Annotated in this window: 11 protein-coding genes; all 11 read right to left on the bottom strand. The window is 73.5% G+C overall.

Features of this window, described 5'->3' with window-relative positions; all coding sequences use genetic code 11:
* Window positions 1-22: 22 nt before the first annotated feature.
* Window positions 23-1,363, bottom strand: coding sequence for an aldehyde dehydrogenase family protein (locus tag GWK16_RS04550; protein ID WP_170052724.1), 1,341 nt, complete (start codon window positions 1,361-1,363; stop codon window positions 23-25).
* On the bottom strand, window positions 1,360-2,595 hold the full coding sequence (locus GWK16_RS04545; protein ID WP_170052723.1) for a hydroxysqualene dehydroxylase: 1,236 nt from the start codon (window positions 2,593-2,595) through the stop codon (window positions 1,360-1,362). The genes GWK16_RS04550 and GWK16_RS04545 overlap by 4 nt, the downstream gene beginning before the upstream one ends.
* Complete coding sequence (locus GWK16_RS04540; protein WP_170052722.1) at window positions 2,592-4,229, bottom strand: squalene/phytoene synthase family protein; 1,638 nt, start codon at window positions 4,227-4,229, stop codon at window positions 2,592-2,594. Before GWK16_RS04540 ends, GWK16_RS04545 begins: the two co-directional genes overlap by 4 nt.
* Window positions 4,226-5,329, bottom strand: coding sequence for a glycosyltransferase (locus tag GWK16_RS04535; protein WP_170052721.1), 1,104 nt, complete (start codon window positions 5,327-5,329; stop codon window positions 4,226-4,228). Before GWK16_RS04535 ends, GWK16_RS04540 begins: the two co-directional genes overlap by 4 nt.
* The gene (locus tag GWK16_RS04530) at window positions 5,326-6,141 is read right to left on the bottom strand and encodes a lysophospholipid acyltransferase family protein (protein ID WP_170052720.1); all 816 of its coding nucleotides are present in this window, start codon (window positions 6,139-6,141) and stop codon (window positions 5,326-5,328) included. The genes GWK16_RS04535 and GWK16_RS04530 overlap by 4 nt, the downstream gene beginning before the upstream one ends.
* Window positions 6,138-7,718 carry a phytoene desaturase family protein gene (locus GWK16_RS04525; RefSeq protein ID WP_170052719.1) on the bottom strand — a complete coding sequence of 527 codons (1,581 nt, stop codon included), beginning with the start codon at window positions 7,716-7,718 and terminating at the stop codon, window positions 6,138-6,140. Before GWK16_RS04525 ends, GWK16_RS04530 begins: the two co-directional genes overlap by 4 nt.
* A 17-nt stretch (window positions 7,719-7,735) precedes the next feature.
* On the bottom strand, window positions 7,736-9,310 hold the full coding sequence (crtI, locus tag GWK16_RS04520) for a phytoene desaturase family protein (protein ID WP_170052718.1): 1,575 nt from the start codon (window positions 9,308-9,310) through the stop codon (window positions 7,736-7,738).
* Between the two features lie 69 nt (window positions 9,311-9,379).
* Window positions 9,380-10,993 carry an acyl-CoA dehydrogenase family protein gene (locus GWK16_RS04515; RefSeq protein WP_170052717.1) on the bottom strand — a complete coding sequence of 538 codons (1,614 nt, stop codon included), beginning with the start codon at window positions 10,991-10,993 and terminating at the stop codon, window positions 9,380-9,382.
* Window positions 10,990-12,153: an FAD-dependent oxidoreductase gene (locus tag GWK16_RS04510; protein WP_170052716.1), complete on the bottom strand. Its 1,164-nt coding sequence runs from the start codon at window positions 12,151-12,153 to the stop codon at window positions 10,990-10,992. Before GWK16_RS04510 ends, GWK16_RS04515 begins: the two co-directional genes overlap by 4 nt.
* A 10-nt stretch (window positions 12,154-12,163) precedes the next feature.
* Entirely contained in the window at window positions 12,164-13,021 is an 858-nt protein-coding gene (locus GWK16_RS04505) for an aldose epimerase family protein (protein WP_170052715.1), read from the bottom strand.
* Window positions 13,022-13,108: 87 nt separating this feature from the next.
* Window positions 13,109-13,882 (bottom strand): 2-keto-4-pentenoate hydratase, encoded by a 774-nt coding sequence (locus GWK16_RS04500; RefSeq protein WP_170052714.1) that lies wholly within the window; start codon window positions 13,880-13,882, stop codon window positions 13,109-13,111.
* Between the last annotated feature and the right edge of the window lie 49 nt (window positions 13,883-13,931).

Genomic DNA, 13,931 nt, shown 5'->3' with positions numbered 1-13,931 from the left:
TGGGGAATTTAGGGAACGAGTCTTAACGCAATAACAGCCTCGCCACGAGTTCAGCGGCACGCCGGCGGGGCGGGTCGAACAGTCGCGCCAGGGAGAAGCGCCGATGCCGGACGCGGGTGCGGAGGTTGGACAGGCTCCGGAAGCCTTCTTCCCCATGCAGCCGACCCTGGCCGGAGGCGCCGATGCCGCCGAAGGGCAGGGCGGGGAATCCGACATGCTCGACGCAGCGTTCGCTGACCAGCGCGCCCGAGCGGGTCCCGGCGGCGATGGCGCCTTCTTCCTCGGGCGTCGCCCCGAAGATGTAGATGACGAGCGGCGCCGGACGCGCCGCGATCCAGGCGATCGCGTCGGCTAGCCCGGCACAGGGCCGCACGGGCAGGACGGGGCCGAAGACTTCGTCCTGCAGCAACGGGGCATCGTCCGCCGCTTCCGCCAGCGTCAGGGGGCGGCGTAGGCCCTCGCCGGGCGGGCCGAGGGCCGTCAGCGTCGCATCCCCTGCGAGGCGTTCGAGCCGCGTCGCCTGGGTCGCGTTCAGCACGGCAGTGGCCGGGACGGCGATGCCGGCCGCACGGCAGGCGGCCGCGAAGGCCTCGGGCGCATGGCCGACGAGCAGGACGGTGTCGGGTGCCACGCAGGTCTGCCCGGCATTCAGCGCCTTGCCCGCGAGCAGGTCGCGCGCCGCGACGACGAGGTCGGCCCCCGGCAGCACGACGGCGGGGCACTTCCCACCCAGCTCCAGCGTGACCGGCACCAGGTTCGCCGCCGCCGCCTGCGCGACCCGCCGGCCGGTCGCGGTGCCGCCGGTGAAGACCAGGTGGTCCCAGGGCTGGGCGGCGAAATCGGCGGCGACCGCGGCATCCCCGGTAACGCAGCGGGCCATGTCCGGACCCAGGGCGGCCTCCAGCACCTCCCCGATCAGGGCGGCGCAGCGGGGCGTGTGCTCCGACGGCTTCACCGCCACGCGGTTTCCGGCCGCGATGGCGTCGACCACGGGGGCCAGGGCGAGCTGCACCGGGTAGTTCCACGGCGCCATGACGCCGACGATGCCCTTGGGCATCGGCTCGACCCAGGCGCGGGCAGGCAGGAAGGGGAAGGGCACGCCGACACGCCGCGGCCGCATCCAGCGCCGCAGCCGCCGCCGCGCATACAGCGCCATGTCGGCGACCAGCAGCACGTCGGCGAGCAGCGTCTCGATCCGGTCGCGGCCGCCGAAATCGGCATCGGCCGCGGCGGCGATCTCCTCCCCACGCCGCTTCACCTCGGCGGCGAGGCGCGCGAGCAGGTCGCGCCGGCGCGCGGCGTCCGGCGCGCCGTCGCGGGCCTCGGCGGCGCGCAGGGCAGCGAGGGCCTCGGCGGGCGTCATGCGGTGGGCCCCAGGCGCAGCAGCACCTTGGTGGCGGCCTCGCCGGACAGGGCGGCGGCTTCGATGGTCGCGGGCAGGCCGGGCCAGGTCCAGTCGCCGGCCAGCGCCAGGTTGCGCATCGGCCGGCGGGGCGCCAGTGGCGGGAAGCCGACTGCATGGCGCGGCGTGGCGCGGCGTTCCTTGACCGCGTGGCAGGGCGGCGGCGCCTCGGGCCAAGCACCAGGCAGGGCGAAGGCGGCGGCGGCGCGGCGGATCTCGGCCCAGGCGCGCGGGGCCAGGGTGTCCACCGGTTCCTCGCTCTCGTCATCCGCGGCGCTGACGGTGACCGAGACGCCCGAGGGCCGCACCAGCACCCATTGCGCGAGCCCTCCGACGAGGCCGAGGAAACGCACCGGGCCGACGCCGTCGATCGCGAAATGCAGGTTGAGGATCGGCGCGTGGCGCTCCGGCACCTTCAGGCCGGTGATGAGCCGCGCCGCCTCCCAGGGCGGCAGTGCGAGGAGGACCGCGTCGCCTTCCGTGACGGCGAGGGAGTCCTCGCCGAGATGCAGCGCGGCGATGCGGCCATCGGCCTGGGTCATGGCGCGCAGCCGGCTGCCGAAGCGGATCGCGACCCCGGCGGCCTGCAGCGCGGCAAGCGCGGGCGTGACCAGGTTCGGGCCGAGTCCCTCCCGCGCCACCAGCAGCCGTGCCGCACCCGCGCCGCCGAGGCGGCGCAGCACCTGGCCCAGGCGGGCGGAGGAGGCCTCGGCGACCGGCGTGTTCAGCGCCGCGACGGTCAGCGGTTCCACGAAGCCGCGCAGCAGGGCGGGATGCTTCGCGAGCACCTCCGCGACCGGCTTGTCCGTGAAGGGCAGCGCCATGCCGAGCAACGCGAGAAACCCGGCGGCCGTCAGTCCCGGCGGGCGCAGCGCGGGATCGCGCCAGGCCAGCGGCGACGCCGCGATCCGCCGCGCCGCGCCGTCCGCGAGGTCGAGGACCGGCAGTCCCGCCGGTTCGGGTTCGATCCAGCCCTCCGCCGCGCCGATGTCGGCGAGGAAGCGCAGCGCGGCGCGGTTCGCGCCCATCAGCGCATGGGTGCCGTTGTCGGTGCCGTCCGGCAGGGCGCGGCAACGGCCGCCGGCGACGGGCGCGGCTTCGTGCAGCGTCACCGCCCGGCCGGCACGTGCGAGGGCAAGTGCCGCCACCAGCCCGGCGACGCCGGCGCCGACGACGTGGACGGCGCGGCTCATCGCGCCCCGACGGGGGCGAGCCGCAGGGCGAAGGCGGCCATGCGCGCCTTCTCGGACGCCGTCAGGCGCGGGCGCGTGCGCGGCGGGCCGAAGCCCCGCGTCAGCAGCCGGTCGAGCAGGCGCCGGTAGCCCCACATCATGATCCGCGCCGGCAGCAGTGCGGCGGCGTCGAAGTCGCGAAGCTCGCGCTCGGCGCGGGCGAAGCCGGCCTCGGCCTCGGCGGCGAGCGTGCGTGCGGCCTCCGCTGTGCCGGGCGCGGCGAGCATCCGTGCCGCCGGCCCGTCCTCGACGCCATGGGCGGCAAGCAGGTCGAGCGGCAGGTAGACGCGGTCGCGCGTCGCGTCCTCGTCCATGTCGCGCAGGATGTTCACCAGTTGCAGCGTGCGGCCGAGGGCGAGGCCGAACGCTGCGGCTTCCGGCGCGCCGAAGATGCGCACGGACATGGCCCCGACGCTGCCCGCGACGCGGCGGCAATAGAGATCGAGCGCGGCGCGATCGGCGATGCGCACGGATGGCGCGGCGTCGGTTTCCATGCCCGCGATCATCGCCGCGCATTCTTCGATGGGCAGGGCGAAGCCGGCGCGCGCGTGCGCGAGTTCGCGCGACAGGGCGCAGTCTGGGCGGTCGAGCCTGGCGCGCCATTCGGCGAGGAAGCGGTGCTTCTCCGCTTCCGGCAGCGCGCCATCGGCGATGTCGTCGACCGCGCGGCAGAAGGCATAGACGGCCCAGAGGGCGCGGCGGCGTTCCCCGCGCAGTGCCGACATGCCGCGCGAGAAGGAGGATCCCGCCGCGTTCACCCGCGCCCGCACCAGCGCCGCGTCGGAGGGGCCGCGGAAGGGGGCCGCGGCGAAGGCGCGTGCGAAGTCGGCCTTCGTCAGCGCGACGCGGCCCGTGACGGGATCGCCCGCGCGCAGCCGCGCCAGCAGCCGCCGCGCGAGGGCGAGCGTCACCGTCGCCTCCATCGCGAGCCGCCGCGACGCGATCCGGCGCGGCAGCGCGGCCGCGGCCTCCAGCCGTTCCTCGATGCGGTCGAGCGCGGCGTCCAGCACCGCGCGGCGCGGCACGGCATTGGCGGGATCGAAGAAGGCGGCCTCGCCCCCGGCCAGCGCCATCCAGGATTCGGGCAGGTAGATGCGGCCGATTCCGTCGCGGTCCGGCACCAGGTCCTGCAGGTGGTTCAGGATCTGCAGGGCGGTGCAGAGCGCATCGGAGGCCGCGATCGCCTGCGGATCCTCCTCGCCATGCAGGCGCAGCAGCATCCGACCCACCGGCACGGCCGAGGACGCGCAATAGGCTTCGAGCGCTGCCCAATCGGCATAGCGAAGCTGCGTCGCATCCTGGCGGAAGGCGGCGAGCATCCGCCGCGCCTCCGTCGTGCCCGCGCCGCTGTCGTGCAGCGGCCGCGCGGCGGGCTCGTCGGTGGCGGCATCGTCGATGGCGCGTTCCAGCGCGTCGAGGCGTGCCAGCTTCTCTTCCGGCGAAAGCGCGGCGCTGTCGGCGATGTCGTCGGCGGTGCGCACGAAGCGGTAGAAGCCGAGCACCTTCGGGCGCAGCGCGCGGGCCAGCAGCAGCGAGGCGACGGGAAAGTTCTCGCTGCCCGCGTCGCGGCTGGGCGGCCCGGCGGCGACGGTCACGAAGGTTCCGGCGCCGCGTAGCTGCGCCCCTTCCAGCCTTCCTTGCGCCCCGTCAGCACGCGCGCCAGCGCGGTCCACTGGATCGCGAGCGCCACCACCACGGCGGCGGGATGCAGGACGATGGTCCAGGCGGGTTCCCCGCTGCGCAGCGTCACCGCCGCGCGCAGCGCGAAGACCAGGGCGAGCGCCAGCCAGGCCGCGCCCGCCGGCAGCAGCGCGAAGGGCCAGAGATGCGCGCCCGCCAGCACCACCGTCCATACCGGCAGGCCGAGCGGCGTCGCCATGCCTTCGCGCGCGTTCTTGAGGAAGCCGCGCCAGGATTCCCCGAAGCCGCGATACATCCGGCAGGCGGCGAGGTCGGCGCCGGCGACCATCTCGGTGCGCCAGCCGCGCGTGCGCAGCAGGCGCGTGAGCTTCAGCCCGTCATGCAGCGTGGTGCGCACGGCGCCATGCCCGCCCGTCGCGGCATAGGCGTCGCGCGCGACCATCATCATCTGCCCGCAGCCGGCGGCGAAGCCGGGCAGGCGCGTGAAGGCGCGCCCGCCGCCCGGCAGATAGCCGAGCAGCAGCAGGTTGATGATGGGGACGGTGAGGCCCTCGCCGATCGTCTCGATGCGCTGGCGCGGCACGGCGCTGACCAGGCCGAGGCCGTGGCCGACCGCATGGCCCGCGAGCCCCGCCGCCGCGCCGGGGGCGAGGCGCACATCGGCATCGATGAAGAGCAGGTGCGTCCCGCACGCCGCCGCGCCGAGCTGCGCGCAGGCGTGCATCTTCCCGGACCAACCCTCGGGCAGCGGCGGCGCCGCGATCAGGCGCACCCGCGGGTCGCGCGCGGCGATGGCACCGACGATATCGGGCGTGCCATCGGTCGAACCGTCGTCCATGACGACGACCTCGATGTCGACACCCTGCTGGGCGAGGGCGGCCTCGAGGCAGGCGCCGATATTCGCGGCCTCGTCGCGCGCCGGGATCAGGATGGAGACGAGCGTGCCCGCCGGCGCCGGGCCGTCCGGCGCGCGCAACAGAAACAGGTTCACGAGCCCGTTCAGCGCCGGAAGGGCGGCAAGCGCCAGGGCGATGGTCGTCGGATCCCAGGTCATGCGGGGCGATCCGGCTGGTGGTCGTGGCGCGGGTCGAAGCGTTGCCCGCGCAGCAGCGCGCCGAGCCGCCGCCACCCCTGGTAGATACCGCCCATGCCTTCCTTGCCCTGCACCAGGGTCTCGAAGCGGTCCGGATCGCGGGCGATCGCGTCCTCCGTCAGCCGGTCGGCGACCGCCTCCAGCGCGTCGGCAAGGCGCGCCGCGCGCGCCTCGCGGTCCATCGCCAGCAAGCCCGACGCCGGCATCGGCGGGCCGAAGGCGACGAGCATCTCCGCCTTGCGTTCCGACCAGAAGGGGTAGTCGAGCGCGAGGGGGACGAACCAGGCCGCCGGGGCCAGTTCCGGCAGCCGCGTCAGTCCCGGCGCGATCGGAATGGGCCGTTCGCGCGGATCGCAGAACCGCCCCGGCGCATGGACCCACAGCGCATGGCGCGGGTCCTGCAGCACGCGCTCCGCCGTGCGCAGGAAGGCGACGGTGCCGCGCGTGGTGCCGGTCTCGACCCCGAAGACGCCGATCCGGCGCATGAAGCCGTACTTCTCCAGCGCCCAGGCGGCCATGGGGGTGAATACGCGCCGTTCACGCAACAGTCGCCGCCCGAGCAGCATCACCGCCACGCCATCCCACCAGGAGGGGTGGTTCACGAAGATCACCGCCGGGGCGCCGGCGGGGATCTGCGGCAGGCCCCAGCGCGCGACGCGCGCCGCGCGCATGTGGCGGCGGAAGAATCGCGTGAAGGCGAGGTCGAAGAAGGCGATGTACCGCTCCGAACGGAGCGGCACCGGATCGGGCTGTGGTCGGTCCGCGCCGGTCATTCCGCTGCGAGCAGCGCGTCCCGCAGCCCGGCGCGCTCCGCCGCCGCCGACATGCCGCGCCCGCCAAGGTCGCGGTCGAGCGCATCGGCCGCGATCCAGCCCGACATCATCACCATCGGCATGCCCGGCCCCGGATGCGCCGCGCCGCCCGCGAGGTAGAGCCCCTTGATCGCCTTCGACCGGTTCGACGGCTTGAAGGCGCCGAGGAAGGCGCCGTGCGAGGCGAGGCCGTAGATCGCCCCGTCCAGCACCTTGTAGCGCTCGTGGATGTCGACCGGCGTCAGCGCACGTTCGACGACGATGCGCTCCTCGATGTCCTCCATCCCAGCGGTGCGCTTCAGCTTATCGAGGATCTGCTGCCGGTAGGGCGCGAACATCTTCGACCAGTCATGGCCGTGGCGCAGGTGCGGGGTGTGGACCAGGATGTAGAGCGCCTCGCCGCCCTCGGGTGCGACCGTGTCGTCCGACACGGAGGGCGCGCAGAGATAGGCGGTCGGATCCGGCGCGGGCTCGCCCTTGCGGTAGATGCTGTCGAACTCCTCCTCCGCATCGCGGGAGAAGACGAAGCAGTGATGCGCGAGGTGGTCGTACTTCTTCTTCAGGCCGAGATAGAGCACCACCCCCGAGCAGGCCGGCTGGTAGCCGCGCTTCTGCATGGTCTTGGCCGGCGGTCCCTTCACGAGCTCCGTATAGGTGCGGATCGCGTCCATGTTGGAGATCAGCGCGTCGCAGGGGATGCGTTCCCCGTTCGCGGTCACGCTGCGCACGGCGCCGTTGACGATCTCGATATCCGTCACCTCGGCATCGGTGCGCAGGTCGGCGCCGAGGTCGCGGGCGAGCTTCGCCAGTCCTTCCGCCACGGCGCGGGTGCCGCCGACGGGATACCAGACGCCCTCGCTCGCCTGCATGTCGCCGATCCCGCAGAGCACCGCAGGGGCGAGGTAGGGGTTCGAGCCGACATACTGGGTGAAGTGGTCGAGCATCTGCGCCAGGCGTTCGTCCGGCACGTGGCCGCGGATCACCTTCGCGACGGTCTTGCCCATGCGCAGCGCGAGGACATCGCGCAGGACCTCCGGCTTGAAGTTGCTGGCGAAGTTCAGCGTGTCGCCGATGCCCTCCACCGGCTTCCAGAAGAAGAACTTCTCGCTGATCTCGTGCAGATGGCGTGAGACTTCCTGGAACTTGCGGTAGCCCGGCCCGTTTCCCTTGCCCGGCGCGAAGGCGTCCATGGACTTCGCCATGGTGTCCACATCGGCCATCAGGTCGATGCGCGTGTTGTCGTCGAAGAAGCAGCGCCACTGCGGGTCGAGGCGGATCAGCGGCAGCTCGTCTTGCTGCACGCGGTTCGCCTCGGCGTAGATGCGGCGGAGCACGCGCGGCACGGTCAGGATGGTCGGGCCCATATCGAAGCGGAACCGCCCCGGGCCCGTCGGATTGTCGAGGTGGAGCACCGCGGCCTTGCCGCCCAGCCAGGGGTTGCGCTCGAGCAGCGTGACCTGGTGCCCGCGCGCCTGCGCGACGGCGGCGGCGGCAAGTCCGCCCAGACCGCTGCCGATGACGACGACCTTCGCGCTCATCTGCGCCTCCTGACCGTTCAGCCGCCCAGCGCGGAGTGCGCCGCGCCATGCCCGCCGCCCGCCGTCACGCCCTGCTGCAGGCCCAGATCGGCCATCAGCAGCCGCGTGCTGATGCGCGCGCCTTCGTAGATGACCGGCAGGCCGCTGCCCGGATGGGTGCCGCCGCCGACCAGATAGACGCCCTGCGCCTTGCCGAAGCGGTTGCGCGGGCGGAAATGCAGCATCTGGCGCACGTCATGCGCCAGGTTGAAGGTCGCCCCATAGCCGACCGCGTATTCGTTCCGCCAGTCCTGCGGCGTCAGCATCCGCTCGTAGCGGATGCGCGGCTCGATGTCGCCGAGGCCGAGGGCCTTCAGCCGGTCGAGCGCCACGCGACGGTAGCGCTGCGCCTCCGCCGCCCAGTCCCCGCCCTCGCGCAGGTTGGGCACGGGCACGAGGACATACAGCGTCGAATGCCCCTCCGGCGCGAGGGAGGGGTCGGTGCCTGCTGCCGCCTGGACGTAGACGGAGGGATTGTCCGGGATCTCGCCGCTCTCGATCTGGCGCAAATTGCGCTCGTAATCCTCGGCCAGCAGCACGGTGTGGTGCGCAAGGTTCGGCAGCCGCCCCTCGATGCCGAGGTAGAGCATGAAGGTCGAGCAGGAGTAGCGCGCCTTCGCGATCTTCGCGTCGGGCCATTGCGGCCGGAGCTCCTCCGGCATCAGGCCGGGGATGGCGTGGGCGAAGTCGGCGTTCACCACCACGGCGTCGGCGGCGTGGCGCGTACCGCCGACCTCGACGCCCGCGGCGCGCCGGCCTTCGAAGGCGAGGCGATCGACCTTGGCGCCGAAGCGGAACTCGACGCCGAGACGCCCGGCGACGCGCGCCATCGCTTCGGACACGGCACCGCAGCCTCCGCGCGGATGGAACACCCCATGCTCGTATTCGAGGAAGGACAGGATCGTGAACATGCTCGGGCAGCGGAAGGGGCTCATCCCGAGGTATTTCGACTGGAAGCCGAAGGCGAGGCGCGTACGCGGATCGGCGAAGTGCCGCCGCAGGTCCTGATCGAGCGACGCCCAGGGGCGCAGGTAGCGCAGCCCGTTCACCACCTCGGGCGCCAGATAGTCCGACAGGCCGCCGAAGGGGCGTTCCAGCACCGGGCGGAAGGCCTCGAGCTTGGTGCGGTTGTCCTCCATGAAGCTCCGCAGGCCGCGCGCATCGGCGGGGCTGAGCTTCGCGATCTCGGCTTCCATGCGCGCGAGGTCGGGGCTCGCGTCGACGCTGACCGGCGATGCGCCCTCGAAGACCAGCCGGTATTGCGGGTCGAGGCGCATCAGCTCGACCTCCGCGTCGAGGTCCGCGCCGCAGCTGGCGAAGATCTCGCGCAGGATGCGCGGGTAGAGGAAGAAGGTCGGGCCGATGTCGAAACGGTAGCCGCCCGGCGCGGTGACCGTGCGCGTGCGCCCGCCGACCACATCGTCGCGCTCGAAAACCGTGACTCGCGCGCCGGCAGCGGCGAGGAGCATGGCGGCGGCGAGGCCGCCGGGTCCGGCGCCGACGATGGCGACGCGCGGGCGGGTGCGGGCGATGGCAGGCAGGGGAGCGTTCATCCGGCTTGTTCGTATCCGATCCTGGATACCGCAGATTGCCCCGGATTGCGCGCCTGCAAGGTCACCTCCTTATGCGGCGAGCGCGCCCTCGATCTCGGCGACGCGCCCCGCGGCGCGCGGCAGCAGGCGGCGCAAGTAGAAATCGGCCGGCGGGCCATAGGCGGCCGGGTCCTCGGCAGCCGCACGGGCCAGCATCCAGCCGCCCAGCACCCAGCCTGCGGCCTCGAGATAGGCGACGGCGACGGACTGGCCCGCATCGGCATCGCGCGCCTGGGCGGCGATGACGGTCGCGGTGGCGGCGGCCAGCGTGTCGGCGGCGGCGCGCAGCCGGGCGTCGGGGGTGCGCTTCACCTCCTCGATCAGCGCGCGCATCTCCGCGCCGCCGTCCTTGGCGACCTTGCGCACCAGCAGGTCGATCGCCTGGATGCCGTTGGTGCCTTCGTAGATCGGGGCGATGCGGGCGTCGCGCAGGATGCGCGCGGCGCCGGTCTCCTCGATGAAGCCCATGCCGCCATGCACCTGCACGCCGGTCGAGGCCGTCTCCACGCCGCGATCGGTGCACCAGGCCTTGAGGATGGGCGTGAGCAGCGCCTGCCGCGCCTGCGCGCCCGTATCGCCGGCCGCGTGGCGATCGACGCAGATCGCGGTTTCCAGCGCGAGCAGCCGGGAGGCGAGGGTGACGGCGCGCATCTCCATCAGCATGCGTGCGACATCGGGGTGCTCGGCGATGACCCGGCCGCTCTGCACGCGCTGCGCGGCATAGGCCTCGGCGAGGCGCAGCGCCGCCGCGCCATGCGCGACGCCCTCGGTGCCGACGCCGAGACGGGCGTTGTTCATCATCGCGAACATCGCGTTCAGGCCGCGATTGGGTTCGCCGACCATCTCGGCCTCGGCGCCCTCGAACAGCATCACGCAGGTGGGCGAACCATGGATGCCGAGCTTGTGCTCGATCCCGCCGCAGCGGAGGTCGTTGCGGCTGCCATCCTCCTTCACCTTGGTCGCGACGAAGAGGCTGATGCCGCGCGAGCCCGGTGGCGCGTCGGGCAGGCGGGCGAGCACCAGGTAGACGATGTTGTCGGTGCAGTCGTGCTCGCCCCAGGTGATGAAGATCTTCTGGCCATGCAGGGCGTACTTGCCGTTGGGCAGGGGCTCGGCGCGGGTGCGCAGCACGCCGAGGTCGCTGCCGGCATTGGGTTCGGTGAGGCACATCGCGCCGGTCCATTCGCCGCTGACCATCCTGGGCAGCCAGCGCGCCGCCTGGTCGGGTGTCGCATAGTGCATCAGGCAGTCGATGGCGCCGGCCGTCAGCATCGGACCGAGCATGAACGACGTGTCGGCCGCCATGCCGAGCTCGGTCATCGCGGTCCAGAGCGAGTGCGGCAGGCCCTGGCCGCCGTATTCCGCGGGCGCGGAGAGCGACTGCCATCCGCCCTCGACCCACTTCGCATAGGCGGCGGGATAGGTGGGCGGGGTGGTGACGACGCCATTGGCATAGACCGCGCCGGCACGGTCGGCGGCGAGCGCGTTGGGCTGCAGCACCTCGGTGCAGAAGCGGTCGGCCTCGGTGACGATCTGGGCGATGTCCTCGGCCGAGAGCGGCGCGCCGGCCTTCTCGCTCACGGCGGGCAGGCCGACCACGCGGGTCAGGCCGAAGATCAGGTCGGTGGCGGCGGTCGTGGTCATGCGGGAATGCCTTCGAGCGCGGAGAGGAGGCCGGGGGCGGGCGGTGCCTCGCCGGCCGCCCAGGGGACGAGGGCCGGCAGCAGCGCCGGGTCGGCCGCCGCGGCGGCGAGCGCCAGGCCGAGCAGCGGGCCGAACTTGAAGCCATGGCCGGAGAAGCCGGACATCACCAGGCAGCGCGGTGTGGCGGGCTCGAGGACGAAGCGCTCCGCGTCCTCGACGTCGTAGTAGCAGGCCCGCGCGCCGAGGATGCGGTAGCCCGCCATGTCGCGCAGGCGGGGGCGAGCGAAGGCGAGGATCTCCTCCGCCTCGGCCGGCGTCGCGTCGCGCGGGTCGGCCTCGGCATCGCCCACGCGGGAGAAGCGGTGGTCACCGATCTTGAGCGGCGTGCCCGCGACCGGCGGCACGGCGTAGAATCCGCCGTCCTCGGCGAGGTCGAGCAGCATCGGGGCCTTCGACCAGCCGTCCCGGTGCTGCGGCGGCGGTTCGAGCAGCACGAGGATCTGGCGGGAGGCGACGACGCGCGGGCCCAGCGCGGCGGGGATTAGGCGCGGCGCCCAGGGCCCGGCGGCGACCACCAGCAGGTCCGCGCTGCGCTCCGTGCCGTCGGCGAGGCGCAGCGTGGCACGGTCGGGATCGACGGCGGCGGCGCGGGCGCGCTCGATCGTCACGCCGCGGGCGGCGAGGTGCCGCGCCAGGCCCTCGACGATCCGCCCGGCGAGCAGCACGCCGCCGGGTTTCATGTGGAACGCGGCGCCGATGCCGGCCTCAGTGAAGATCGGGAAGCGGGCGGCGACCTCGGCTGCCGTCAGGTCGTCGAAGGCGAGGCCGTCGGCGGCGAGCGTCGCGCGGCTCTCGCCGAGCCAGCCCCTGGTGCTGCCGGAGACGGCGAGCACGCCGGTCTGGATGTGCAGCGCCTCCCCGATGTCGCGCCAGACCATGTCCCAGGCGGCATAGGCGGGATCGACCATGCGCATGTAGCCGGCCTGGGCGCCGTAGGCGTGGCGGATCAGCCGGTGGTGGTCGACGGAGGCTCCGCGCGGGTTCGGGATCTCGTCCTGCTCGACGATGCTGACGGAGAAGCCCCGGCGGGCCAGGCCCCATGCGGCCGAGAGCCCCATGATGCCGGCGCCGAGGACGAGTGCGGTGGGAGGGGATGCCATCGCGGCCATCCTATGCCGCGCCGCCGGGCGGGTGTGAACACTCCGCGGTCAGGCGGATGACGCCGGTCAAGACATCGCCCGGGGCAAGGACGCGCATCGGGCCGAGGGGCGCGAGATCCGGCCGGTTCGGCGCGTCCGGGAGGTGGGAGGACGGCTCGACGCAGAGCACCGGCTGCGGGGGCGGAGCGTAGACCTGGAGGTTGGTGGCCAGCGCGCCCGTCGCCGCGATGGTCAGGTCCAGGCCTGGCCAGGCGATGCGCGCGGCGCCGTCCCAGCCGGCGAAATGGGTGTCGAGCCCGAGGAAGGCGTCCTCCCCGCCGTCGAGGCCGGCGGTGGGCGCCGCCGAGACCGGCAGGCAGCGGGCGTCATGGGTGCATCGATGGGTGGCACGGAAGGCGAGGCGCGTGCCCGGCGGCCGGACGAACCAGGGGTGCCAGCCGGCGCCGAAGGGCATGGGATCCTGTCCCGTATTGGTCACGGCAAGGTCCAGGGTGAAGCCGTCCTCCGCTGCCGTCATCGCGAGGTGGGCGGCGTAGCGGTAGGGCGAACCCTCGACCGATTGGGTCAGAGACACGCGATCCGGCGCGGCCTGCGCGACGGTCCAGGCGCGGTCGCGGGACAGGCCGTGGATGGCCGTTCCGTCCTGCGGCCGGTTGATCGGCAGCCGGTGCGGCCCGAGTCGCCCGCCATCGAGCCGGTTCGCCCAGGGGATCATCCAGAAGGCGCCGAAAGGCCCGCCGAGGCGCGTTCCCCCCGGCGCCGGGACGAGGATGTCCTGGCCGGCGAAGCGCAGCCGCGTCAGTCCCGCCCCGTCGGCCGGCTGGACCGTCGCCTCCCAGCCCCCGCCCGTGATGTGGATGCCGTCCATGCCTGTCTCCCGTCCCCGGCCATCGGCCCGGGGGGCGCAGCCAATGAAGGTGGGGGTGCGGGGGAGTTCGCTCCCCCGCGTCCTTTCTCAGGTCAGCGTCAGCTCGACCCGTCCGAGCGTGTCGAACTCGACCACCACCGTGGACGGCCCGTCGAGCCAGATCGGCGGCGTCACGGACCCCAGGAACACCACCTGCCCCGCCCGCAGCCCGCCGAATGCCGTCGCGCAGGCCGAGGAGGCGAGCCAGGCCAGCGCCTCGAAGGGATGGCCGAGCAGGTCGGCGCCGACGCCTTCCCCGCGCACCGTCCCGTTCACCGTCATCCGCCCGCGCGTGGCCGCGAGATCCAGGCCCAGTGCCCGCCATCCCGCGACCGGGGTCCCGAGCACCCCGCCGGCATGGAAGACCTGGTCGGCGATCAGCGTGGGCGTGGTCAGCACCGCGAGGTCGTCGTAGCGCTTCTCGACGATCTCGATGGCGGGAAAGACCTCGCCCACGGCGTCGCCCGCCTGGTCGCGGGTGCAGGGCCCCGGCGGGATGTCGCGGGCGAGGCGCAGGGCGACCTCGCATTCGACGCCGGGGTTGAGGAAATCGGCGTAGCGGACGGTGGCCGGCGTCGGGCGCAGCCCGGCCTTGGGCGTAAAGCCGCCGGCGGGGCCGGACAGGCCGAGGATCGCCTGCATCTGCTTCGTGGTGGCGCCGATCTTGAAGCCGGCCGGCGGCAGGCCGCCCAGGCGCAGCGCGACCTCCTTCTGCACGGCGTAGCCCGCTTCCGGCGTCTTCGGCGCGATGGCGCCGAGCGGGGCGAGGATGCGCTTGCTGCGGCGGGCCTCGATGATGGCTTCGGCGGCGTCGGATGCCATGGTGTGTCCTCCCTGCGTGCGGACATGGTCGCCGCGGGCCGGGCGCGGG

It is taken from the genome of Neoroseomonas marina, from assembly GCF_012927745.1.
Taxonomy (GTDB): domain Bacteria; phylum Pseudomonadota; class Alphaproteobacteria; order Acetobacterales; family Acetobacteraceae; genus Neoroseomonas; species Neoroseomonas marina.
Note: the sequence above shows the minus strand (reverse complement) of the source record. Positions and strands in the feature narration are given on the sequence as shown.